We start from the raw sequence: 18,210 nt of genomic DNA on the forward strand, positions 1-18,210 counted from the left end.
TACAAAAGTGAAGGATTAATCAATTAGGAAAATGGTCGTTTTGAGCAAGATAACGGGCTAGCAAGCGTTTTCTTCGTCATCTTTAAAAGTAATTAGGGATTTAAGATAAAACTAAAAAGACTAACACAATCTGAATATCAGATGTTAGTCTTCATTTATAATATTAAGCTTGTCTTAGATTTAGAAATATATCAAATTCTTGCGGCATTTTTTAAGTCATTATAGGAAATAACAATCCAAAATTTAACAGACGTATTAAATTTTGGATATGTTACAAAATACCCCCTATTTGCTAGAGACATTCTGTCCATTTCCGCTATTCATAAAGGATAAGGTGTCAATTCACAGTTTTTATTTTGTTACTTTACCATTTTAAATCATCAAAATCTACATTTGATTCAATCATAGTTATTTACTTTCATAGCCATTAGGATGGCTTGATTGCCATTTCCATGTGTCTCTACACATTTCATCTAAATTCTTTGTTTGCTGCCACTTTAATAAATGATTGGCTTTTTTAGAATCAGCTCTTAACTCTGGAACATCCCCTGGTCTTCTTCCGATAATTTCATAGTTTATTTTTTTACCAGTACACTTTTCAAACGCATGAACAATATCAAATACGCTATATCCTGACCCACTGCCTATATTGAAAACCTCATAACCATTAGGAGATTCATCTAATTTTCGAAGTGCACACACAAAGGCTTCCGCTAAATCCATTACATGCAAATAGTCTCTAATACAAGTGCCATCTTTGGTAGGATAATCATTTCCAAATACTTTCAATTTTTCAATTTTTCCAATAGCAACTTGAGCAATAAAAGGAGCTAAATTTTTTGGAATTCCACTAGGCTCTTCCCCAATTTCTCCACTCGGATGAGCACCTAAAGGATTGAAAAAGCGTAAACTAATTGAATTTAGTTTTTCTTTTGACAAATCTTTCATAATACTTTCAATTATAGCCTTGGTATTAGCATAAGGGCTTTCAGGCTTTATCGCTTCATCTTCTGTAATAGGAATTTTATTAGGGTCTCCATATACAGTTGCTGATGAAGCAAATACAAAATTATTGATATTAAATTCTTTCATTACGCTCAATACATTCAATGTACTAATCAAGTTATTATCATAATACATTAAAGGATTTTTTACTGACTCACCAACGGCTTTGTATGCAGCAAGATGAATTACTGCATCGAATTTATTTTCAGCAAATACATTTTCTAGCTCTGCTTTATTTAACAAATCAATTCTATAAAACTTTGCAGTTTTTTTCGTTAGTTTTTTAATACTATCTAATACTTCAACACTAGAGTTGCTCAAATTATCTATAACTGTAACTTCATAACCACTTTCCAACAGTCTTAAAACTGTATGGGAGCCTATATATCCTGTTCCACCTGTGACTAAAACTTTATTTATTTTCATAGTTATTTTACCTCTATTTTTAATTCGGATATTTTTGTTATAACACTTGCAATATAGTATTTATAGTTACCAAAAAGATTAAAAACTTCCGGTCCACTATCGACATAATCAACTATGATATTCTTAGAAAGACCATCTAATTAGAATCTTTGTAGCAGGATGAATAAATATCTTCTTCTGCTGACTCACAACTCAGTATGTCCTGTATTCTCTCTAAATAATTCATATAAAAAATTTTATCATTTTGTTAAATAGTCCGCAATTTATAGTTTATTTTGGTTTAATAATTATATATTGTTGCAAACACAAGATTTCTTGATTTCAGTACAAGTAAAATTAGGTGAAAAAGGCATGCTTATTAAGGAATAAAAAATGCAAATTAAATTTGTCCTAAATTTTGGGAATCACCTCATTAGCAAGTTGCTTTTTGCTTTAAAAAACAGCTTTTTTAAGTATTGGCCATTTTTTAAATGTTTGATCTGCTAGACTAAACGAATTTCTTTTAAGTAAATATTCTTTAGCCTTCAATACTAATGGTGAAGAGTTTTCCAAGTTAAGCTGATCTAGACTTACTCTGACTGCACCCAATGCATCTTGACCTTCAAACTGGTCAACTTCTGCTGCTAAACTACCATCAGTATTAGTTACTTCATAAAAAACACAAATATGTTGATTGAAATGCCATTTTTCGTAATCCCATGGATATCTGAATGAAGTTACTCCAATTTGGTGAAAATCTAAAACACTCAATCCCGTTTCTTCCTTCACTTCACGAACAAGGGCATGGTTTAACTCTTCTCCATCTTCAAGACTACCACCGGGTAAGTCATAGCGATTAATATAGGGTCCTCCTAATTTCTTTATTACAACTAAGTCCTTTTTATTACCAATAATGCCGTAACAGCCAAAAGCACGATGATATTTTTCAGTCATTAATTTAATCCCTTTTTTAAGCAATAAAAAAGCATGAAGTACATTTTCATGCTTTTCATTGATCTTTATTCTTCCCAAGTTGAATGGGATGCATAGTCTTTCATTGCCTGTTCTTGCAACTTGGCATCAATTTGGGCAGCAGCTTCACGGTACTGATCTTCTACCTTAACACCTAAGTCAGTTAACTGCTGTTCGGCTACAGGTGCCGGTGCATGCATCATTGGTTCAGAGGCATTTGCATTTTTAGGGAAAGCAAGTACATCACGAATATTATCTTTTTCGGCAAGTAGCATTGCAAAACGATCCAATCCAATTGCTAAACCAGCATGTGGAGGAAATCCCATGTCTAGGGCTTCAAGTAAGTAGCCAAATTGTTCATAGGCACGCTTCTTAGTAAAGCCCAGTGCTTTAAACATTTTTTCTTGGATTGAACGCTTATGGATACGGATTGAACCACCGCCAAGTTCATCACCATTCATTACGATATCGTAACTACGTGCATGTGCCTTATGTGGATCCGTGTCAAGTAGTTCAATACCCTCATCGTCAGGCATCGTAAATGGATGGTGAGCAGCAATCCATCTACCAATTCCTTCATCATATTCAAATAATGGCCAGTCAACCACCCAGACAAAATCAAATTCATGCTTAGGAATAATATCTGTTTCTTTAGCAAACTCACGACGCAAGTGGTCAAGTGAGTCACAACAAACCTTCCACTTATCAGCTACGAAGACAAGAAGCTCTCCACCTTCAAGGCCAAATTCCTTAATTAGTGCACTCTGATTTTCATCATTCAAGAAGCGTGCAATTGGACCAGAAAATTCGCCATCTTCAAATTTAACCCAAGCTAGACCTTTAGCATGGAAGCGTTTGATGTAATCTTGTTTCTTTTCAATTTGCTTTCGCGAATATGCCTGCGCACCATTTTTAACAGCTATTCCCTTAACAAAACCGCCATCAGCGATTGCACCTGAAAAGACCTTAAAGTCACTATCTTTAAAAATAGGACTTAAATCATGAATTAACATACCAAAGCGAATGTCAGGTTTATCAGTACCATAATTATTCATTGCGTCAGTCCATGAAATACGGTCAATTGGAGTCTTCAAATCAATTCCCATAACATCTTTCATGATCTTTTTGAGCAAGCCCTCAGTATAATCCTGCACTTGTTGCTCATCAGTAAATGAAGTTTCCATATCAATTTGGGTAAATTCAGGTTGACGATCTCCTCGTAAATCTTCGTCACGGAAACATCTTGCTAGTTGGTAATACTTATCAAAACCTGCACCCATTAACAGTTGCTTGAATAATTGTGGTGATTGAGGTAGAGCGTAAAAACTTCCAGGATAAATTCGTGAAGGAACTAAATAATCACGTGCACCTTCAGGAGAAGACTTACCTAATACAGGAGTCTCAATATTAATAAATCCGTTTTGATCGAAATACTCATGGGTAGCTTGTAAGATTTTTGCCCGCAAAATAATTGCTGATTGTAAGTTAGGACGACGCAAATCTAAGTAACGATACTTTAATCTAGTTTGTTCGCTTACTTCAATATTATCCTTAATTTCAAATGGTGGGTTTTGTGACTTGTTTAAAACAATGATTTCACTAGCATCAACTTCAACTTCACCAGTTTTCATTTCAGGGTTGACACTGGAGCGCTTAACCACTTTACCCTTAACTTGAATAACATATTCGTTACCAAGTGAGTCTGCTGCTTCCATTAATTCTTTACCAGAATCATGGTTAACAACAACTTGAACAATTCCTTCCCGATCACGTAAATCAATGAAAACGAGGTTACCCAAGTTCCGAACGCGTTGAACCCAGCCATAAAGATTAACTTCTTGGTTTAAATAGTCAGCGGTAATATTGCCACAGTAATTTGTTCTTTTTTCCATTATTTATATTAGTCCTTTAATTTTGCTATATTTTCTTGCATGTTCTCAATATCACTAAACTTTAAATCTAGTGTTTTACCATCTTGTAGGCGTTTAATATTCAAAGTTTCGTTTTCAACTTCCTTTTCGCCAAGGGTAATTACATATTTAGCGTGAACTCGATCAGCTTTTTTAAACTGAGCTTTAAGCTTCTTTTGGTCAACATCGTATTGCACTTTAAAGCCTTGCTTGCGTAGTGCACGTGCAATTTCTACTGTTTTAATTTCAGTACCTTCACCGATATTAGTAATGAAAAAGTCAATTCCCTCATCAGTAAATAGTGCTGGATTTTGTTTTTGAAGTACAAGCATCAGTCTCTCTTCACCTATACCAAAACCAACAGCTGGTGTATCAGGACCATCAAATTCTTCAACTAGGTGATTATAGCGACCGCCACCCAAAATTGTTGATTTAGATTGCCAAATACTCTTGTCCTCAACCATGAATTCAAAAATCACGCCAGTATAATAATCAAGCCCACGTACTAGATCATTATCAATTACATACTTGATGCCTAACTGATTCAGCATTGCCAGAATTTTGTCAAAGTTTTCCTTTGCCTCATCGTTGAGATAGTCGATGATCTTAGGAGCGTCATCCAAAAATTGTTGATCTTGCTCATCTTTTGAATCTAGAATTCTAAGAGGGTTTTTCTCCAATCTTCTTTTTGAATCATCGGATAATTGATCTCTTAATGGTTCAAAATAGTTAACAAGAGCATCGTGATAATTTTGACGAACTTCTTCATTGCCTAGTGTGTTAAGGTGCAATTCATAATTCTTCACACCTAATTTAGCTAGCAAATCATGAGCTAATACAATTGTTTCAACATCTGCCAATGGATTGTCGGAGCCAAAGCTTTCAATACCAATTTGATGAAACTCACGCTGACGTCCTGCTTGTGGTCGTTCATAGCGGAATGTTGACTCAATATAGTAAACATTAAGCGGTTTAACAACCTCGGGTGCATAAAGCTTATCTTCGACGTAAGCTCTAACTACACCGGCAGTTCCCTCTGGCCTTAAGGCAATATGTCTCCCACCTTTATCATTAAAGTCATACATTTCTTTTTCAACTACATCGGAAGTTTCACCACTCGAACGAGAAAAAACTTCGTAGTTTTCAAAACTAGGTGTACGAATTTCACGGTAATTTGCCTGTTTAAAAAAATCACGCAGGATTTGTTCTACTTTTTCCCAAGAACCAGATTGGTCTGGCAGAATATCAACTGTTCCTTTCGGCTTTTGTACTTTCATTTAATCATCCTTCTAATAAAAAAAGCGCCCTTGAATAAAATCAAGGGCGCTCTGAGTTAGCACGGTACCACCTTTTACCTGCTGCGAATAACGCTCGCGAAACGATTTATTATCTGGTAAAGGGGTCACAGTTAGCTTTTATCCGTTTTTTCAGCTCAATCCACGGTCTCTGTCAATAAAAATGCTAATCTTCAGTCTTTGTCATTGATAATTCTTTTTTAAGAATATATTTTTGCTGTAAAAATGTCAACTAGATTTAGGTTGAACTTCTTATAAATCTAAAACAATAGTAAACGGACCATCGTTTTCAAGGCTTACTTTCATATCTGCACCAAATTCTCCGGTTGCAACTTCTAAACCATTATCTTCAAGTTCTTGGTTAAAAGCTTCCCAAAGTTCTTTGGATTTTGGCGGTCGCATAGCTTCAATAAAGCTCGGACGATTTCCTTTTTTGGTATCCGCAAGTAAAGTAAATTGACTAACACTCAAAATTTTACCGTCAACGTCTTTAATGCCTAAATTTGTTTTGCCATTCTCATCTTCAAAAATACGCATTTTAGAGATTTTAGCAGCTGCTTTTTTGACTGTTTCTAGGTTATCTCCTTCTTTTAGGCCAACGAGTAAAAGAAGACCTTTTTCAATTTTACCAACGGATTCTCCGTCAATTTTAACATCTGCATGATTAACTCTTTGAATTACAACTCGCATTAATTATCTGCCCTTCTAGTTTCATAAACATCTGGAATGTCGCGTAATTTGACTAAAATACGATCTAACTTAGCTGAGTTATTAACCGCAACTGTAGCATAAATATGGGCAATGTTGTCCTCATTCACTTTACCAGAAAGATTATTAATATTTGGAGTCAATGAGTTTAGCATCGTAATCACATCACTAAGTAATTTACTGCGATTATAGCCAAAAACTTCAATATTTGCGTTAAATGATTGTGCGCTACTTTCTTCTACGTTTTCCCATTCAACTTCAATTAGGCGCCCTTGACTATCTTTATTATTTGCAATGTTGCGGCAATCACTTCGGTGGATAGTAACTCCACGCCCTTTAGTAACGTAACCAACTATATCGTCTCCCGGAACAGGATTACAGCATTTGGCTAAATGAAGCATTAGGTCACTGATTCCTTGAATCATCACACCATTTTTATGCTTGATTTTCATTGTCGCAGAACTATTTTTGGCATTTGACTCTGAAACTGCCTTTTGACCGGAATTTAAAATTTCTTCCTCAAGCTCTTTTTGTCGTTTTCGCTCATTTTCATGCCGTATATCAGCAGTCAACCGGTTGACGACACTGATTGCCGAAAGATCACCAAATCCAATAGAAGCGTACATTTCATCGACCGTGTGATAGTTCATGTCTTCCAATAATTTATCGATATGTTCCTTATCCATAAATTCTTTAGGGGCAAAACCTTGCTCACGCAAATTGTCGGATACCATTTGTTCGCCTTGTTCTATGCTATTTTCACGGTCAAGGTTTCTAAAGTAGCGTCTAATCTTATTACGTGCACGAGATGTTTTTACAAGATCAATCCAGTCACGTGAAGGGCTGGCATTGGACTGAGTCATGATGTCAATGACGTCGCCGTTTTTCAATTTGTAATCAAGTGGAACAAGTTTGCCGTTAACCTTAGCGCCAACAGCATGACTACCAACTTGAGTGTGGATTTCATAGGCAAAATCTAGAGTTACAGAACCTTTTGGTAATTCGTATACCTCACCTTTTGGTGTGAAAACATAAACACGATCAGAAAAAATCTCGCTCTTAACGCTTTTCATGAATTCACTGGCATCTTGAGTTTCATCTTTAAGCTCAAGAATTTCACGCACCATGTCAAGCTTTTCATTAGAATCGGTTTGCTCAACTCCGTTAAAGTTGCCACGTTTATATGCCCAGTGTGCGGCAACACCGTATTCAGCAACTTCATGCATTTGCTCAGTTCTAATCTGAATTTCAAGTGGACGCCCACCAGGCCCAATAATTGTGGTATGGAGTGACTGGTAGCCGTTAACCTTAGGTACGGCAATGTAGTCTTTAAAGCGTCCCGGCATTGGCTTCCATTTAGTGTGAACTGCACCCAGAACAGCATAACAATCTTTGACAGTATCTACGATAACGCGCACAGCTAGTAAGTCATAGATTTCATTGAAATCCTTATGCTTATTAACCATTTTTTTATAAATGGAATAAATGTGTTTTGGACGTCCTTGAATGTCATACTTGATTCCTAAGCTATCTAAACTACTTTTCAAGGTATTTATCGTATCATTGATATAGTTTTCGCGTTCACTTCGCTTTAAACTCATCAAATTAACGATACGGTAATATTCCTTAGGATTTAAATAGTGAAAACTCAAGTCTTCAAGTTCCCATTTAATTGTTCCAATACCCAAACGATCAGCAAGTGGCGCATAAATGTCCATCGTTTCTGAAGCAATACGCCGTTGCTTATCAGGTCTTAAATGCTCAAGCGTATGCATATTGTGTAAACGATCGGCTAGTTTAACCATAATTACACGAATATCTTTAGCCATTGCGATTAACATCTTTCGGTGGTTTTCGGCTAAAAACTCTTGGTGAGACTTGTACTCGTATTTATTTAGCTTGGTCACACCGTCAACAATAAAAGCAACGTCTTTTCCGAATTTTTCTTTTAATTCATCATTAGTTACATCTGTATCTTCAACAGTGTCATGTAAAAAACCTGCAGCGATTGTATCTGGATCAAGACCTAAATTAGCTAATGTACCAGCTACCTGAGTTGGATGGACAATATACGGTTGTCCAGAAGCACGTTTCTGATTTGCGTGCGCTTTCTTTGCAAATTGATATGCTTCTTCGATAAAAGCAATCTGCTCATCATCAAGATATTTTTTACAGGCATCAATTACCTGTTCATGCGTCATTTCAACGTATTTTGACATCGAATCCGCCCCTTCTATTTATAGATTTGTCTGTCCATCAAGCCAAAGACTTCAAAAATTAGATAAATTAGTCCAAATAACAGATTGTATTTTGCATACTTTAACAATACTAGTAAACAAAAACAAATTGGTAAAAAAAACAGCCAATATGGCTTCAGGGTAAGTGTTTTAATTAACTTTCCTACTTGATAGCTGACCACGCAATTAAAAACACCAAATAATAAACCTACACGCCAAACTGTTTGAATTCCTAATAAACTACATAAGAGAGGCAAAACAAGCACTAAGCATGTCCACCAAATAATCGGCATCGGTTTATGTTGATTCAATTTTTTAATTAGTGCTATTTGTTCTAATTTATCGATCAATTCTTTTTCCTTACTTAACTTAATTAAATATTATAGTACTTTTTATCTAAATTTAACTTTTATTTTTCGATACGCTCGATTACTAATCCAACCCAACGATCCTGTTGCATTGTTAGAACAATGTGGAAGCCGTTTTTAATAAGTGCGTCTTTGATTTTATCTAATTGTAAATAATCTATCCCGGAAAAAATTACTTGCCCATTTTCATTCAAGTGTTCATCTAATTGCGGGATTAAGTCGAGCAAAATTTCCGCTAAAATATTAGCAACGATAATATCAAATTTTCCATGGACGTCTTTTAATAAACTTGCTTTTCTAACCTCAATATTACCTATGTGATTAAGTGCAATATTAGTCTGTGCTGATGTAACTGCCTCATCTGAAATGTCTGTTGCTTCAACTTTGTTTGCGCCAAGAAGTGAAGCAGCAATTGCTAAAATTCCAGACCCAGTTCCAACATCAATCACACTCTTAGGTTCAATAAGCGCACGTTCTAGCCCCATCATTGCCAGCTGAGTTGTCTTATGTCCGCCAGTACCAAAAGCCAAGCCTGGGTCCAAATTGATTAATTTTTGATCAGGAAATTTTGGTTGATAATTTTCCCATTCTGGAACAATTGCCAAGTGACGCGAAAAATTGATTACATGATAGAATTTTTGCCAAACCGTATTCCAGTCTTTGTCTTCAATATAAGAAGAACTGATTTGATTTAAGCCTATGTCTAAACCATAAGACTTTAACTCCGTTAATTTAGCTTGATAACTTTCAATTAAAATATCGCGATCCGCATCTTCATTAAAATATGAAAAGAACTCTAAATCTTCAGGCAAGTTTTCAATTTCATCAAGTTGTACAATGGTTGAATCTTTCTGTTCACCTGCATTTTCAAAATCAGAGCGTTTACGTGTTTCAGTGCCTAGGCAGTTCAATTCGTCTTGACTAAAGACAGTAAGCGCATCTTCAACTTCATGACTTGTTTCTATTTTTATAACTAATAATTTCATGACTAAACTCCCTTTTTCAACCACCCTCATCAATGCTAATATTTAACTAAGGTGATAATTATGTCTAAGAAGAAAAATAATATTGAAAAAACGTTGGTAGAAAAAATACTTGAACGCAACAATATATCTTATCGTCCAGCAAAATTTGCTACACACGAAGATTCTGGTGGTGTAGCGCAAATGGATACATCTATTTTAAACGAGAATGAACATTTGGTCTATAAGACACTTGTCTGTTCAGGCAATAACACCGGTCCTCTAGTTGGTGTTATTCCTGTTACTGAGCATTTAAGCATGAAAAAGCTAGCTAAAAATTCAGGTAACAAAAAATGCGAATTGCTTCCTTTAAAGGATCTTGTGAAAACTACCGGGTATGTTCACGGTGCCAATACGCCAATTGGAATCCATTTTAATCACCATTTTCCAATTTTTCTTGATTCAAGTATGGAAAAAGAAACAGAAATTGCTGTTTCAAGTGGAAAAATTGGCAGGAGTGTTTTTTTAAATCCAAATGATTTACAAAAAATTACTGACGGAACCTTCTGTGATATACTCGAATAGAAAATAAGAATATTAAAAGTGGTTTTTTAAATTGTTATTTTAAGCTAAATCCTGTTTTTAATGTAGAATGAAGCGCTTTTTTCGAATATAATTTAAAAATAAGATCAAAGATGAGGAATCTAAAAATGACATTATTAACAGATGAACAGCTTGCCAATATTGCACATGACTATTTTTTAAGTCAAATGAATATTGCAGATATATCAGAGAAATATAACTTATCGCGTTATTTGATTACAAAGTCACTTGAAGACGCAAGAAACAAGGGCATTGTAAAAATTAGTATTGCACAAACACCAAAGAGATCGCAAAAACTGGAAAGTGAATTTCGCAAGCAATTCAATCTAAAGGAAGTTTACATCCTAGAAGATCTGGAAACCAAAAACCAAGATAATGAAGTAATTGTTAGCTATGCTGCAAAGCAAATTCAAAATTATACAAAATCTGCGCACGTAGTTGGTTTAACGTGGGGTGCACTTTTACGCGATGTTATTAACGACTTTTCTGAAGTTAATCGTGAGGATTTAACATTCGTGCAGCTCCTAGGTCAAGCTGTCAATGCAGGAAAAAGGAAAAATCAATTGGTGCAGGAAGCTGCAGACAAATTTAATGCTAAATGTTTAACTTTTCCTGCTCCACTTTATTCTGTTAATACAAGTACAGTAACAGAATTAAAGAAAGAACCATTTTATATCCACGCCGAAGAAATGTTTGACCAACTTGACATGGTCTGCGCAAGCCTTGGAACTATGCAATCTCTTGAATCTAACGAGTTTTTTATGGATAATTATGCTAAAAGTGTCTTGCAAAATGTTGATAGTCATCAAGTTGCGGGAATTGTTTTCGGTCGTCCCTATGACATTAATGGTAACTTTTACAAACCAATTGAACCACATATTTGCGGGATTAACTTAGATACTTTAATGCAGGTACCTAATCGTTTTATCATCGTAAAAAATCATTTCAAAGAAGATGCACTTCTTGGAGCACTCAGAGGCGACATGATTACGCATCTGATAACCAATAGTGGAATCGCTGAACAAGTTTTACGTAAAAATAAGAGTTTTAGTTAAACACTTCACCAAAGATTTTACTTATATAATTCTGCAACTCGTCAACGGTGTGACTTCTTGCACGCGCGCATTCCTTGGCTGGTCGATTACACAGAAAACAAGTGCGGCTAGGTAATTTCAAAGTTGACCTGGAAATAATTCCCACTGTTTGACCCGTTTTTACTAAGACGTCGGCATCAAACAGTCTAGTTAGTTTTGACTGCTTCTCAAACTCAATAGCAGTTTGCTTAACTTCAGTTGCATCGTTACTGAGTAAATAAAAATTCTCGCAACCTGTCGGCTTATCCCAACTTTCAGCTAACTGAAAAGATAAGCGATGCGCTTGCATGATTGTTTCCAAATTAGTTATTCCAGCTGAGAACAACTGCTCTAAGTAGCAGTTGTTTTTTATTGGCCCTGGGATATTGAGTTTAACATCTAAGAGCGTCTTATTAGGAAATTGCCGAAATAACTGTTTTTGCATGTCTACACGCTTATCTTTATCAGCTAAAACAGCTAAAATGTCCTGTTTTTGACCTTCAGTAAAGATTGATTTTACCAACTTGATATTCCCTCCTTTTTAATAATTATAAATAAAAAGTGGGTACAAGTATCGTTGTCCCCACTTTTTACTTTTAATCTTTCACTTGTTTTATTGTGTCAATAATTGTTCCGTCACGATACTGAATCAAAGCAACTGTTCTGTCAGTGTATTCTAATGGTTTTGGAACACCAACTTGTTTTTCAGCCATCTGTTGTAATTCTGTAATATCGACGATGTTAAGATCAGGAACCTTACTGAATGCTTCGATTAGGTCTTTTCTTTTCGGGTTAATGGCAATGCCACGCTCAGTGACCAAAACATCAATTGAATCACCTGGTGTAACAACTGTTTCAACAGATGGAACAACGGTTGCGTTTCGGCCTCTAACTAGAGGTGCTGTAATTATTGTCATTTTTGCGTTAGCAGCATCCTGATGACCACCAATCGCTCCTCGTATGACACCGTCTGAACCAGTCATAACATTTACGTTAAAATCGGTATCAATTTGTAGTGCAGACAAAATTGCAACATCTAAATTATTAACTACTGCTCCCTTATTATGCGGATCAGCATACCAAGAAGCATCAATTTCTTGCTGATTCCTATTTTTTGCCATTGAAGCCGCAGCACCCTTATCAAAATCCTGGACGTCCATAATCTTTTTTACTAAGCCCTCATCAAGCAAGTCTGTGGTTGGCTTTGTGATACCGCCTAAAGCAAAAGAAGCTGTGATTCCATCATTAATCATGGATTGTCTTAAGTAGCGTGTAACTGCAAGCGCAGCACCACCAGATCCAGTTTGGAATGAAAATCCTTCCTTGTAATATGGTGAATTGACAATAACTTGATTTACCATCTCAGCAATTTTCAATTCTTTTGGATCCTTGGTAAAACGAGTTGCTCCAGAACCAATTTTATCTGCATCCCCTATTTGATCTACCTTAACCACATAATCTACCTGAGTCTGTTTGATTGAAGCAGGAGTATTAGGGTAATCGATGATATTATCTGTTAAAAGAACGACATTATCAGCATATTGTGCATCAATAAGTGCATAACCTAATGAGCCAAAAACAGCGTCTCCTTCTTGACCATTGGCATTACCAGCGGGATCAGAGTTTGGAACGCCCAAAAAGGCAACATCAACTTTAATTTCGCCTTCTTCAATTGAACGAGCTCGGTTTCCGTGAGATCTGAAAACAACTGGATTTTTAAGACCACCATGGGAGACAAAGTCGCCCAAAGTGCCCCGCATCCCTGAAGAAGTAATATTAGTAATTACTCCTTTTTGAATTGCTTCAATGACTTTATCATTCATCACACTAGTTAATGATGATGGTGCCAGCGTCAAATTTTGGTAGCCAAGTTTTATAATTAAGTCCATTACCTTATTAAAAGCAAAGTCGCCATTTCTAAAGTGATGGTGAAACGAAATAGTCATTCCATCTTTAAGAGTCTTCTTTATAACTTCTTCTAATGAATCAACTACTTTGTTTTCACCGGTTGTAACATGAACTTTTGGCGCAATCCTTTTAATTTCTGGGTTTCCAACTTCAACTGATTCAAACGGTTTTAATTTCATATCAGACATCAATTCATCTGGTAGATTACGTTTAACCTTATTTTCCAATGTAATTGCCCTCCTCATCAATTAAATTTGAAGCCTTAGCTGTTTCGATTACTCTATTAGCCTTTTCGACTACTGGTTTATCAACCATTTTTCCATTCATTGAGATAACACCAGAGCCCTTTGCCTTGGCTTCACTAATCGCATTTTGGACAGCCATTGCATTTTCAATCTCTTCTTTTGAAGGATTGAAGACTTCATTAACCATTGGAATTTGGCGAGGATTAACTAAAGACTTACCATCATAGCCTAATTCATAAATGTACCTAGTTTCTCTATAAAAGCCTTCCGTGTCATTCATATTTGAAAAGACAGTATCAAATGCATAGACATCTGCTGCACGGGCGGCTTGTAAGACCATGTTACGCGCAAATTCTAGTTCTCGACCATCTGGATAGCGGTGTGTATGCATATCTGCAGTGTAGTCTTCACCTGAAACAGCTAGTCCCATCATTAATGGAGTTGCTGTAGCAATTTCTGGTGTATTGAGTACCCCTTTAGCACTTTCAATTGCTGCCATTACCCCAATTGAACCTTTTTCTACACCGTATTCCTTTTCTACATTTTCAATATCTGTAACTAACTTTTGAATCATATCAGCCGATTCTGTTTTTGGTAATCGAATGACGTCAACCCCAGCTCGTACCATTGCTTTAACATCTTCATCATAAAAAGGTGTGTCTTGCCCATTAATTCTGACTACAATTTCTGCACCGCCAAAATCAACTGTCTTAATTGCATTAAAGACTAACATTCTAGCAGCGTCTTTTTCTGTTAAAGAAACGGCATCTTCCAAATCAAGCATAATTGAATCAGCACCATAAATACCAGCGTCTTTTACCATTGCCGGATTATTACCTGGCACAAACATCATTGTTCGCCGCAAACGATTTTTAATGTAAGTCATTTATTGCAATACCCCCAATTCTGGTCTATCTGAAGTTTCAGTTGCTCTCTGCGCAGCTGCTAAAGTTCTAGCAGCAATCACACAGTCAAGAGCTCCTTTGTCAACTGCTTTAACCTTGGCATTATCAATACCATATTTCTCAAGGGTATCAGTAATGACCTTTTTAATTTGATCTCCATACGCCTTAATTACTTCTGAGTCAAGGTCAATCTGAATGCCATCATCCCCTTTTGAAATCATAATTTGTATATCAGATGATTCCAAAGTTCCGGCAACTCCAGTAGTTTTAATTTCCATTAATATTCATTCCTTTCCTAATCCTAGTTTGTAACGCTTCTTTATTTGCACTAATAAATTGCATTGTGGAATTGGGTACAAAAGATGCAATTTCAGCTAGCTTATCTTCTTTTATTAGTTGCCTAACATATGTGGCTGTAATTACTTGTTCATTAGCTTGAAAACGATTAATGATCTTAACTTCTATTTCAGGATTAAGTATTGAACTTAAGCTTTGATTATAAAAACTAGTCGTTCGCGAGAATGGTTCTGTTCCCAAATATCTTCTTGTAATTGATAGACTAGGGGCAATAAAATTTTTAAAAACGTGTGCATCAATTTGAGTTTGCGTAGTTATTAGTTCATCAGATGATTTTAAAAAATACGCTGGGAACGTCGACTTAGAAACCATATAGTCACCGCCACTAATAACTAACACATTTTTAAAATCGGCTGTCCCCTGCTTAACTAAGTTAAGGCGCTCATCAGTCTTGAAAAGCGAAGCATCCGTTTGGACAACAAATACATATACCAAGTCATTTTCCTTACTAGCAAGTTCCACTAATTGTTGGTGTCCTTTAGTGAATGGATTTGCATTCATCACTATTGCAGCAACTTTTTTGTTTTTTCCTTTATAAGGGTTAGGAATGTTTGACACAAAATCATCTATATTCGGCGTACCGCTTTCTAAAAAAGCAGCCTCGTCAGTTCTTGCTACTTCGTTAAATCCTAAATGAGAAAAACTTGTAGCATACTGTGCTTTAGTGAAAACAAAACTGTGATAGCACTTTATACTATACAAATATTGTTGCAGTGCAGTTACTATTTGACTGAAGCGTGCACCTTGGACCGCATTTTCATTAGTAACGGCAATGTACTTTAAGACGTTACCTGCTATACTACCAGTACCTACAAGCTTGCCATTGTCATCAATTAGACCAACTGTGTGATCAATCACGTTAATTTCACGTGAGCCAAAGTTATTTATGCCTTTAGAAACTAAAAAGTCTTGCCACTTTTTTCTTGTTTCAGGAATATTTAAATATAAATCAACAATTTTATCCGTAATTAGTCACATCCTAACCGCGTCATTAATCTACTTGGGTTAAAAATTCTGCTATTTTGTTATACATAAGTTGAGGTTGTTCAGCTTGAACAATATGCCCACAATTAGGTACAACAGCAGCAGTTATGTTGCTATTTAACTTTTCCATTTCATAAGCAAAATGATAGTCAAAAAATGGTGAGTTTTTACCAGCCAAAACTAACATTGGGGTTGTTAAGTTAGTGATTACATCGCGCCAATCTTGTTCAGCATGATCGATTCGACACAAAAAGTTGTTTTCAGGATAATAAGGATATTTCAGTGCTTCTTTTTTCGCCCTTTGAAACAAAGCATCATCAATATGTGTATAAAATCCTGAGCCAAAATCAATTTTTAAGTAATCGGGATAATTTTCCCAAGACAATTCTTTAAAGCCAAATTGCCATGTTGAATCGTTGATCATTTTAGGTGGCTGATCAAGATCAACTAAAGCTCTAAAGCGCTTTTCTCCAAATAAAGAAATGTAAGCCCAGATTGTAGCTGCTCCCATAGAATTGCCAATCGCAATTATGTCAGTTAATCCTAGTTTCTGAATAAGTTCTTTAAGATCTTCTGCATGGCGACTAATTCTTTGGCCTTTATATGTGCGTGCAGATTTACCTTGATTTCTTGGTTCAACTATAATAAAGCGAAAATCATTTTTAAAAAGATCAACGGCCTTTTCCCATAAGCGTGCAGACCCTCCAATTCCTGGAATAGCAAGAATTGGAGGCTTATCAGCTTTAGTATCATAATAATGGATCCTAATGCCATCATTAGTAATCAAATCTGCTTGATCAATCATTTACCACATTCCTATGATTTTCATCCATACGGTACCAATGACTCCAAAGATCAGTAGATACACGAGGCCTAAAATAAAGTTGAACTTCCACCATTCGCCCTGCTTAATATAGCCCGTCGTGGCTAGAATAGAAGCCGGACCGTTGGCGTAGTGAGTAGTTGAAGCATTAATGGCTCCAGTGAATGCAAGTAACATTGCTGAAAGAGCAAGCGGTGCTCCAGTTGCCACCGCAACTGAAAGGAATGGTAAGTATAAAGCCGTCATATGGGCAGTTCCACTAGCAAAGAAGTAGTGCGTATAGAACATTAAAATTACCAAAACTGCCAAAACAATTTCCCAACTTATACCATGGAGCCCCGTCTGAATTGCTTTTGAAAACCAGTCAATAAAACCAAATGAAATAAGTTTACCGGCCATAAAAACCAAAATGGAAAGCCAAATCAAAATATTCCAAGCTCCAGTTTGCTTTAAGGCATCTTGCATCGTTAAAACACCAGTTATTAAAAGTAAACCAACTGCTAGAAAAGCAACAAAAGTAGAATCTAATTGTGGAATTTTAAAAATTCCTGATAACACCCATAAAATAATAGCTAATAAGAAAACGACAGACATGATTTTTTCAGGTTTAGACACAGGGCCCATTTCAGCTAGATGCTCGTCTGCCCAATTCTTAGCATCTGGAGTTTCTTTAATTTCAGGTGGAAATATCTTATAGATAATTAAAGGAATAACAATGGTTGCGATTAAAGCTGGGACAATTGCTGCTGTAAACCAGCTTATCCAAGACATTGTGTAGCCTTTTTGAACAGCCATTTGAGAAGCGACCATGTTAGGTGCAGCCCCCGTAATGAATAGAGCAGTTGAAATCACATTAGCATGAAAAGCGATAAAACTTAAAAATGCACCAATCTTTTTACGAGAGGGATCATTTGGTAGTGAATCATAATCCTTAGAAATTGATTCTGTCACTGGCCAAACAACACCACCTGTTCGAGCACTATTGGATGGAATTAAAGCTCCTAAGACAATTTCCAATCCAGTGATAGCGTAAGCAATCCCAATTGAACGTTTACCAAAGCGTCTAATCATCCAATAGGCAATTCGATTTCCTAAGCCTGTTTTACTAATGCCATAGGCTATGATAAAAGCCATTGCAATCAGCCATGAAGCAGAATTGCTAAATGCACTCAAAATTCCGGCATTCACTGCACCTGTTTTAGGATTCACTTCATTTTGAACGGGAGCTAAACCAACTAAAACAGTCACAATTAAACCAATCAGCGTTGTACCACCAATTGGTAACGGTTTTGTGATACAACCCACAATGGTAGCCACAAAAATAGCAAACATTTCCCATGCTTGTGCTGATAATCCACCAAGTCTTACGGGAGTAAGAAGCCACAAAATTGCTCCAATTACTACCGGCAAAATAAACCCTTTATAATTCACTTTTTCAAGAGTTTTCATA

The 18,210-nt window shown here is 36.0% G+C and carries 17 protein-coding genes; 2 read left to right on the forward strand and 15 right to left on the reverse strand.

Annotation, left to right across the window (positions count from 1 at the left end):
• Positions 1–408: 408 nt before the first annotated feature.
• The 8 genes from galE to prmA all read right to left on the reverse strand — a co-directional run bounded on the left by galE (position 409) and on the right by prmA (position 9,886).
• A complete protein-coding gene (gene galE, locus CRG87_RS02475; RefSeq protein ID WP_442570785.1) occupies positions 409–1,425 on the reverse strand; it encodes a UDP-glucose 4-epimerase GalE in 1,017 nt (338 codons plus the stop codon).
• Between the two features lie 438 nt (positions 1,426–1,863).
• On the reverse strand, positions 1,864–2,364 hold the full coding sequence (locus CRG87_RS02480; RefSeq protein ID WP_074425719.1) for an NUDIX hydrolase: 501 nt from the start codon (positions 2,362–2,364) through the stop codon (positions 1,864–1,866).
• Between the two features lie 65 nt (positions 2,365–2,429).
• Positions 2,430–4,274 carry an aspartate--tRNA ligase gene (aspS, locus tag CRG87_RS02485; protein ID WP_074425297.1) on the reverse strand — a complete coding sequence of 615 codons (1,845 nt, stop codon included), beginning with the start codon at positions 4,272–4,274 and terminating at the stop codon, positions 2,430–2,432.
• 8 nt (positions 4,275–4,282) lie between these two features.
• Entirely contained in the window at positions 4,283–5,569 is a 1,287-nt protein-coding gene (gene hisS, locus CRG87_RS02490) for a histidine--tRNA ligase (protein WP_074425295.1), read from the reverse strand.
• A 270-nt stretch (positions 5,570–5,839) separates the two neighbouring features.
• Positions 5,840–6,277 carry a D-aminoacyl-tRNA deacylase gene (dtd, locus tag CRG87_RS02495; RefSeq protein WP_074425294.1) on the reverse strand — a complete coding sequence of 146 codons (438 nt, stop codon included), beginning with the start codon at positions 6,275–6,277 and terminating at the stop codon, positions 5,840–5,842.
• Entirely contained in the window at positions 6,277–8,514 is a 2,238-nt protein-coding gene (locus CRG87_RS02500; RefSeq protein ID WP_074425292.1) for a RelA/SpoT family protein, read from the reverse strand. Before CRG87_RS02500 ends, dtd begins: the two co-directional genes overlap by 1 nt.
• 14 nt (positions 8,515–8,528) lie before the next feature.
• Positions 8,529–8,882: a hypothetical protein gene (locus CRG87_RS02505; RefSeq protein ID WP_228150042.1), complete on the reverse strand. Its 354-nt coding sequence runs from the start codon at positions 8,880–8,882 to the stop codon at positions 8,529–8,531.
• A 59-nt stretch (positions 8,883–8,941) separates the two neighbouring features.
• Positions 8,942–9,886, reverse strand: coding sequence for a 50S ribosomal protein L11 methyltransferase (prmA, locus tag CRG87_RS02510; protein WP_074425289.1), 945 nt, complete (start codon positions 9,884–9,886; stop codon positions 8,942–8,944).
• 60 nt (positions 9,887–9,946) lie between these two features.
• Here prmA and CRG87_RS02515 point away from each other — a divergent pair, with 60 nt between their 5' ends.
• Together CRG87_RS02515 and CRG87_RS02520 are read left to right on the forward strand one after the other, a co-directional pair.
• Entirely contained in the window at positions 9,947–10,447 is a 501-nt protein-coding gene (locus tag CRG87_RS02515; protein ID WP_074425288.1) for an aminoacyl-tRNA deacylase, read from the forward strand.
• A gap of 125 nt (positions 10,448–10,572) precedes the next feature.
• A complete protein-coding gene (locus tag CRG87_RS02520; protein WP_074425287.1) occupies positions 10,573–11,520 on the forward strand; it encodes a sugar-binding transcriptional regulator in 948 nt (315 codons plus the stop codon).
• Here the strand turns inward: CRG87_RS02520 and citX are convergent.
• The 7 genes from citX to CRG87_RS02555 form a co-directional block, all read right to left on the reverse strand.
• Positions 11,513–12,061: a citrate lyase holo-[acyl-carrier protein] synthase gene (citX, locus tag CRG87_RS02525; protein WP_074425285.1), complete on the reverse strand. Its 549-nt coding sequence runs from the start codon at positions 12,059–12,061 to the stop codon at positions 11,513–11,515. The genes CRG87_RS02520 and citX overlap by 8 nt on opposite strands.
• 73 nt (positions 12,062–12,134) lie before the next feature.
• Positions 12,135–13,673 carry a citrate lyase subunit alpha gene (gene citF / locus CRG87_RS02530; RefSeq protein WP_101138664.1) on the reverse strand — a complete coding sequence of 513 codons (1,539 nt, stop codon included), beginning with the start codon at positions 13,671–13,673 and terminating at the stop codon, positions 12,135–12,137.
• Complete coding sequence (locus tag CRG87_RS02535; RefSeq protein ID WP_074425283.1) at positions 13,663–14,577, reverse strand: aldolase/citrate lyase family protein; 915 nt, start codon at positions 14,575–14,577, stop codon at positions 13,663–13,665. The genes citF and CRG87_RS02535 overlap by 11 nt, the downstream gene beginning before the upstream one ends.
• Positions 14,578–14,874 carry a citrate lyase acyl carrier protein gene (gene citD / locus CRG87_RS02540; protein WP_074425281.1) on the reverse strand — a complete coding sequence of 99 codons (297 nt, stop codon included), beginning with the start codon at positions 14,872–14,874 and terminating at the stop codon, positions 14,578–14,580.
• Positions 14,864–15,922 (reverse strand): [citrate (pro-3S)-lyase] ligase, encoded by a 1,059-nt coding sequence (citC, locus tag CRG87_RS02545; RefSeq protein ID WP_074425279.1) that lies wholly within the window; start codon positions 15,920–15,922, stop codon positions 14,864–14,866. The genes citD and citC overlap by 11 nt, the downstream gene beginning before the upstream one ends.
• A 22-nt stretch (positions 15,923–15,944) precedes the next feature.
• The gene (locus tag CRG87_RS02550; protein WP_074425278.1) at positions 15,945–16,742 is read right to left on the reverse strand and encodes an alpha/beta fold hydrolase; all 798 of its coding nucleotides are present in this window, start codon (positions 16,740–16,742) and stop codon (positions 15,945–15,947) included.
• The gene (locus tag CRG87_RS02555; protein ID WP_074425276.1) at positions 16,743–18,209 is read right to left on the reverse strand and encodes a DASS family sodium-coupled anion symporter; all 1,467 of its coding nucleotides are present in this window, start codon (positions 18,207–18,209) and stop codon (positions 16,743–16,745) included.
• Position 18,210: the final 1 nt, after the last annotated feature.

It is taken from the genome of Lactobacillus apis (genome assembly GCF_002837055.1).
GTDB classification, from domain to species: domain Bacteria; phylum Bacillota; class Bacilli; order Lactobacillales; family Lactobacillaceae; genus Lactobacillus; species Lactobacillus apis.

Excerpts from the sequence above, each read along its gene's own strand:
- CRG87_RS02480 (WP_074425719.1), bottom strand. The coding sequence starts at position 2,364 with ATGACTGAAAAATATCATCGTGCTTTTGGCTGTTACGGCATTATTGGT.
- aspS (WP_074425297.1), bottom strand. The coding sequence starts at position 4,274 with ATGGAAAAAAGAACAAATTACTGTGGCAATATTACCGCTGACTATTTA.
- hisS (WP_074425295.1), bottom strand. The coding sequence starts at position 5,569 with ATGAAAGTACAAAAGCCGAAAGGAACAGTTGATATTCTGCCAGACCAA.
- dtd (WP_074425294.1), bottom strand. The coding sequence starts at position 6,277 with ATGCGAGTTGTAATTCAAAGAGTTAATCATGCAGATGTTAAAATTGAC.
- CRG87_RS02500 (WP_074425292.1), bottom strand. The coding sequence starts at position 8,514 with ATGTCAAAATACGTTGAAATGACGCATGAACAGGTAATTGATGCCTGT.
- prmA (WP_074425289.1), bottom strand. The coding sequence starts at position 9,886 with ATGAAATTATTAGTTATAAAAATAGAAACAAGTCATGAAGTTGAAGAT.
- CRG87_RS02515 (WP_074425288.1), top strand. The coding sequence starts at position 9,947 with ATGTCTAAGAAGAAAAATAATATTGAAAAAACGTTGGTAGAAAAAATA.
- CRG87_RS02520 (WP_074425287.1), top strand. The coding sequence starts at position 10,573 with ATGACATTATTAACAGATGAACAGCTTGCCAATATTGCACATGACTAT.
- CRG87_RS02535 (WP_074425283.1), bottom strand. The coding sequence starts at position 14,577 with ATGACTTACATTAAAAATCGTTTGCGGCGAACAATGATGTTTGTGCCA.
- citD (WP_074425281.1), bottom strand. The coding sequence starts at position 14,874 with ATGGAAATTAAAACTACTGGAGTTGCCGGAACTTTGGAATCATCTGAT.
- CRG87_RS02550 (WP_074425278.1), bottom strand. The coding sequence starts at position 16,742 with ATGATTGATCAAGCAGATTTGATTACTAATGATGGCATTAGGATCCAT.
- CRG87_RS02555 (WP_074425276.1), bottom strand. The coding sequence starts at position 18,209 with ATGAAAACTCTTGAAAAAGTGAATTATAAAGGGTTTATTTTGCCGGTA.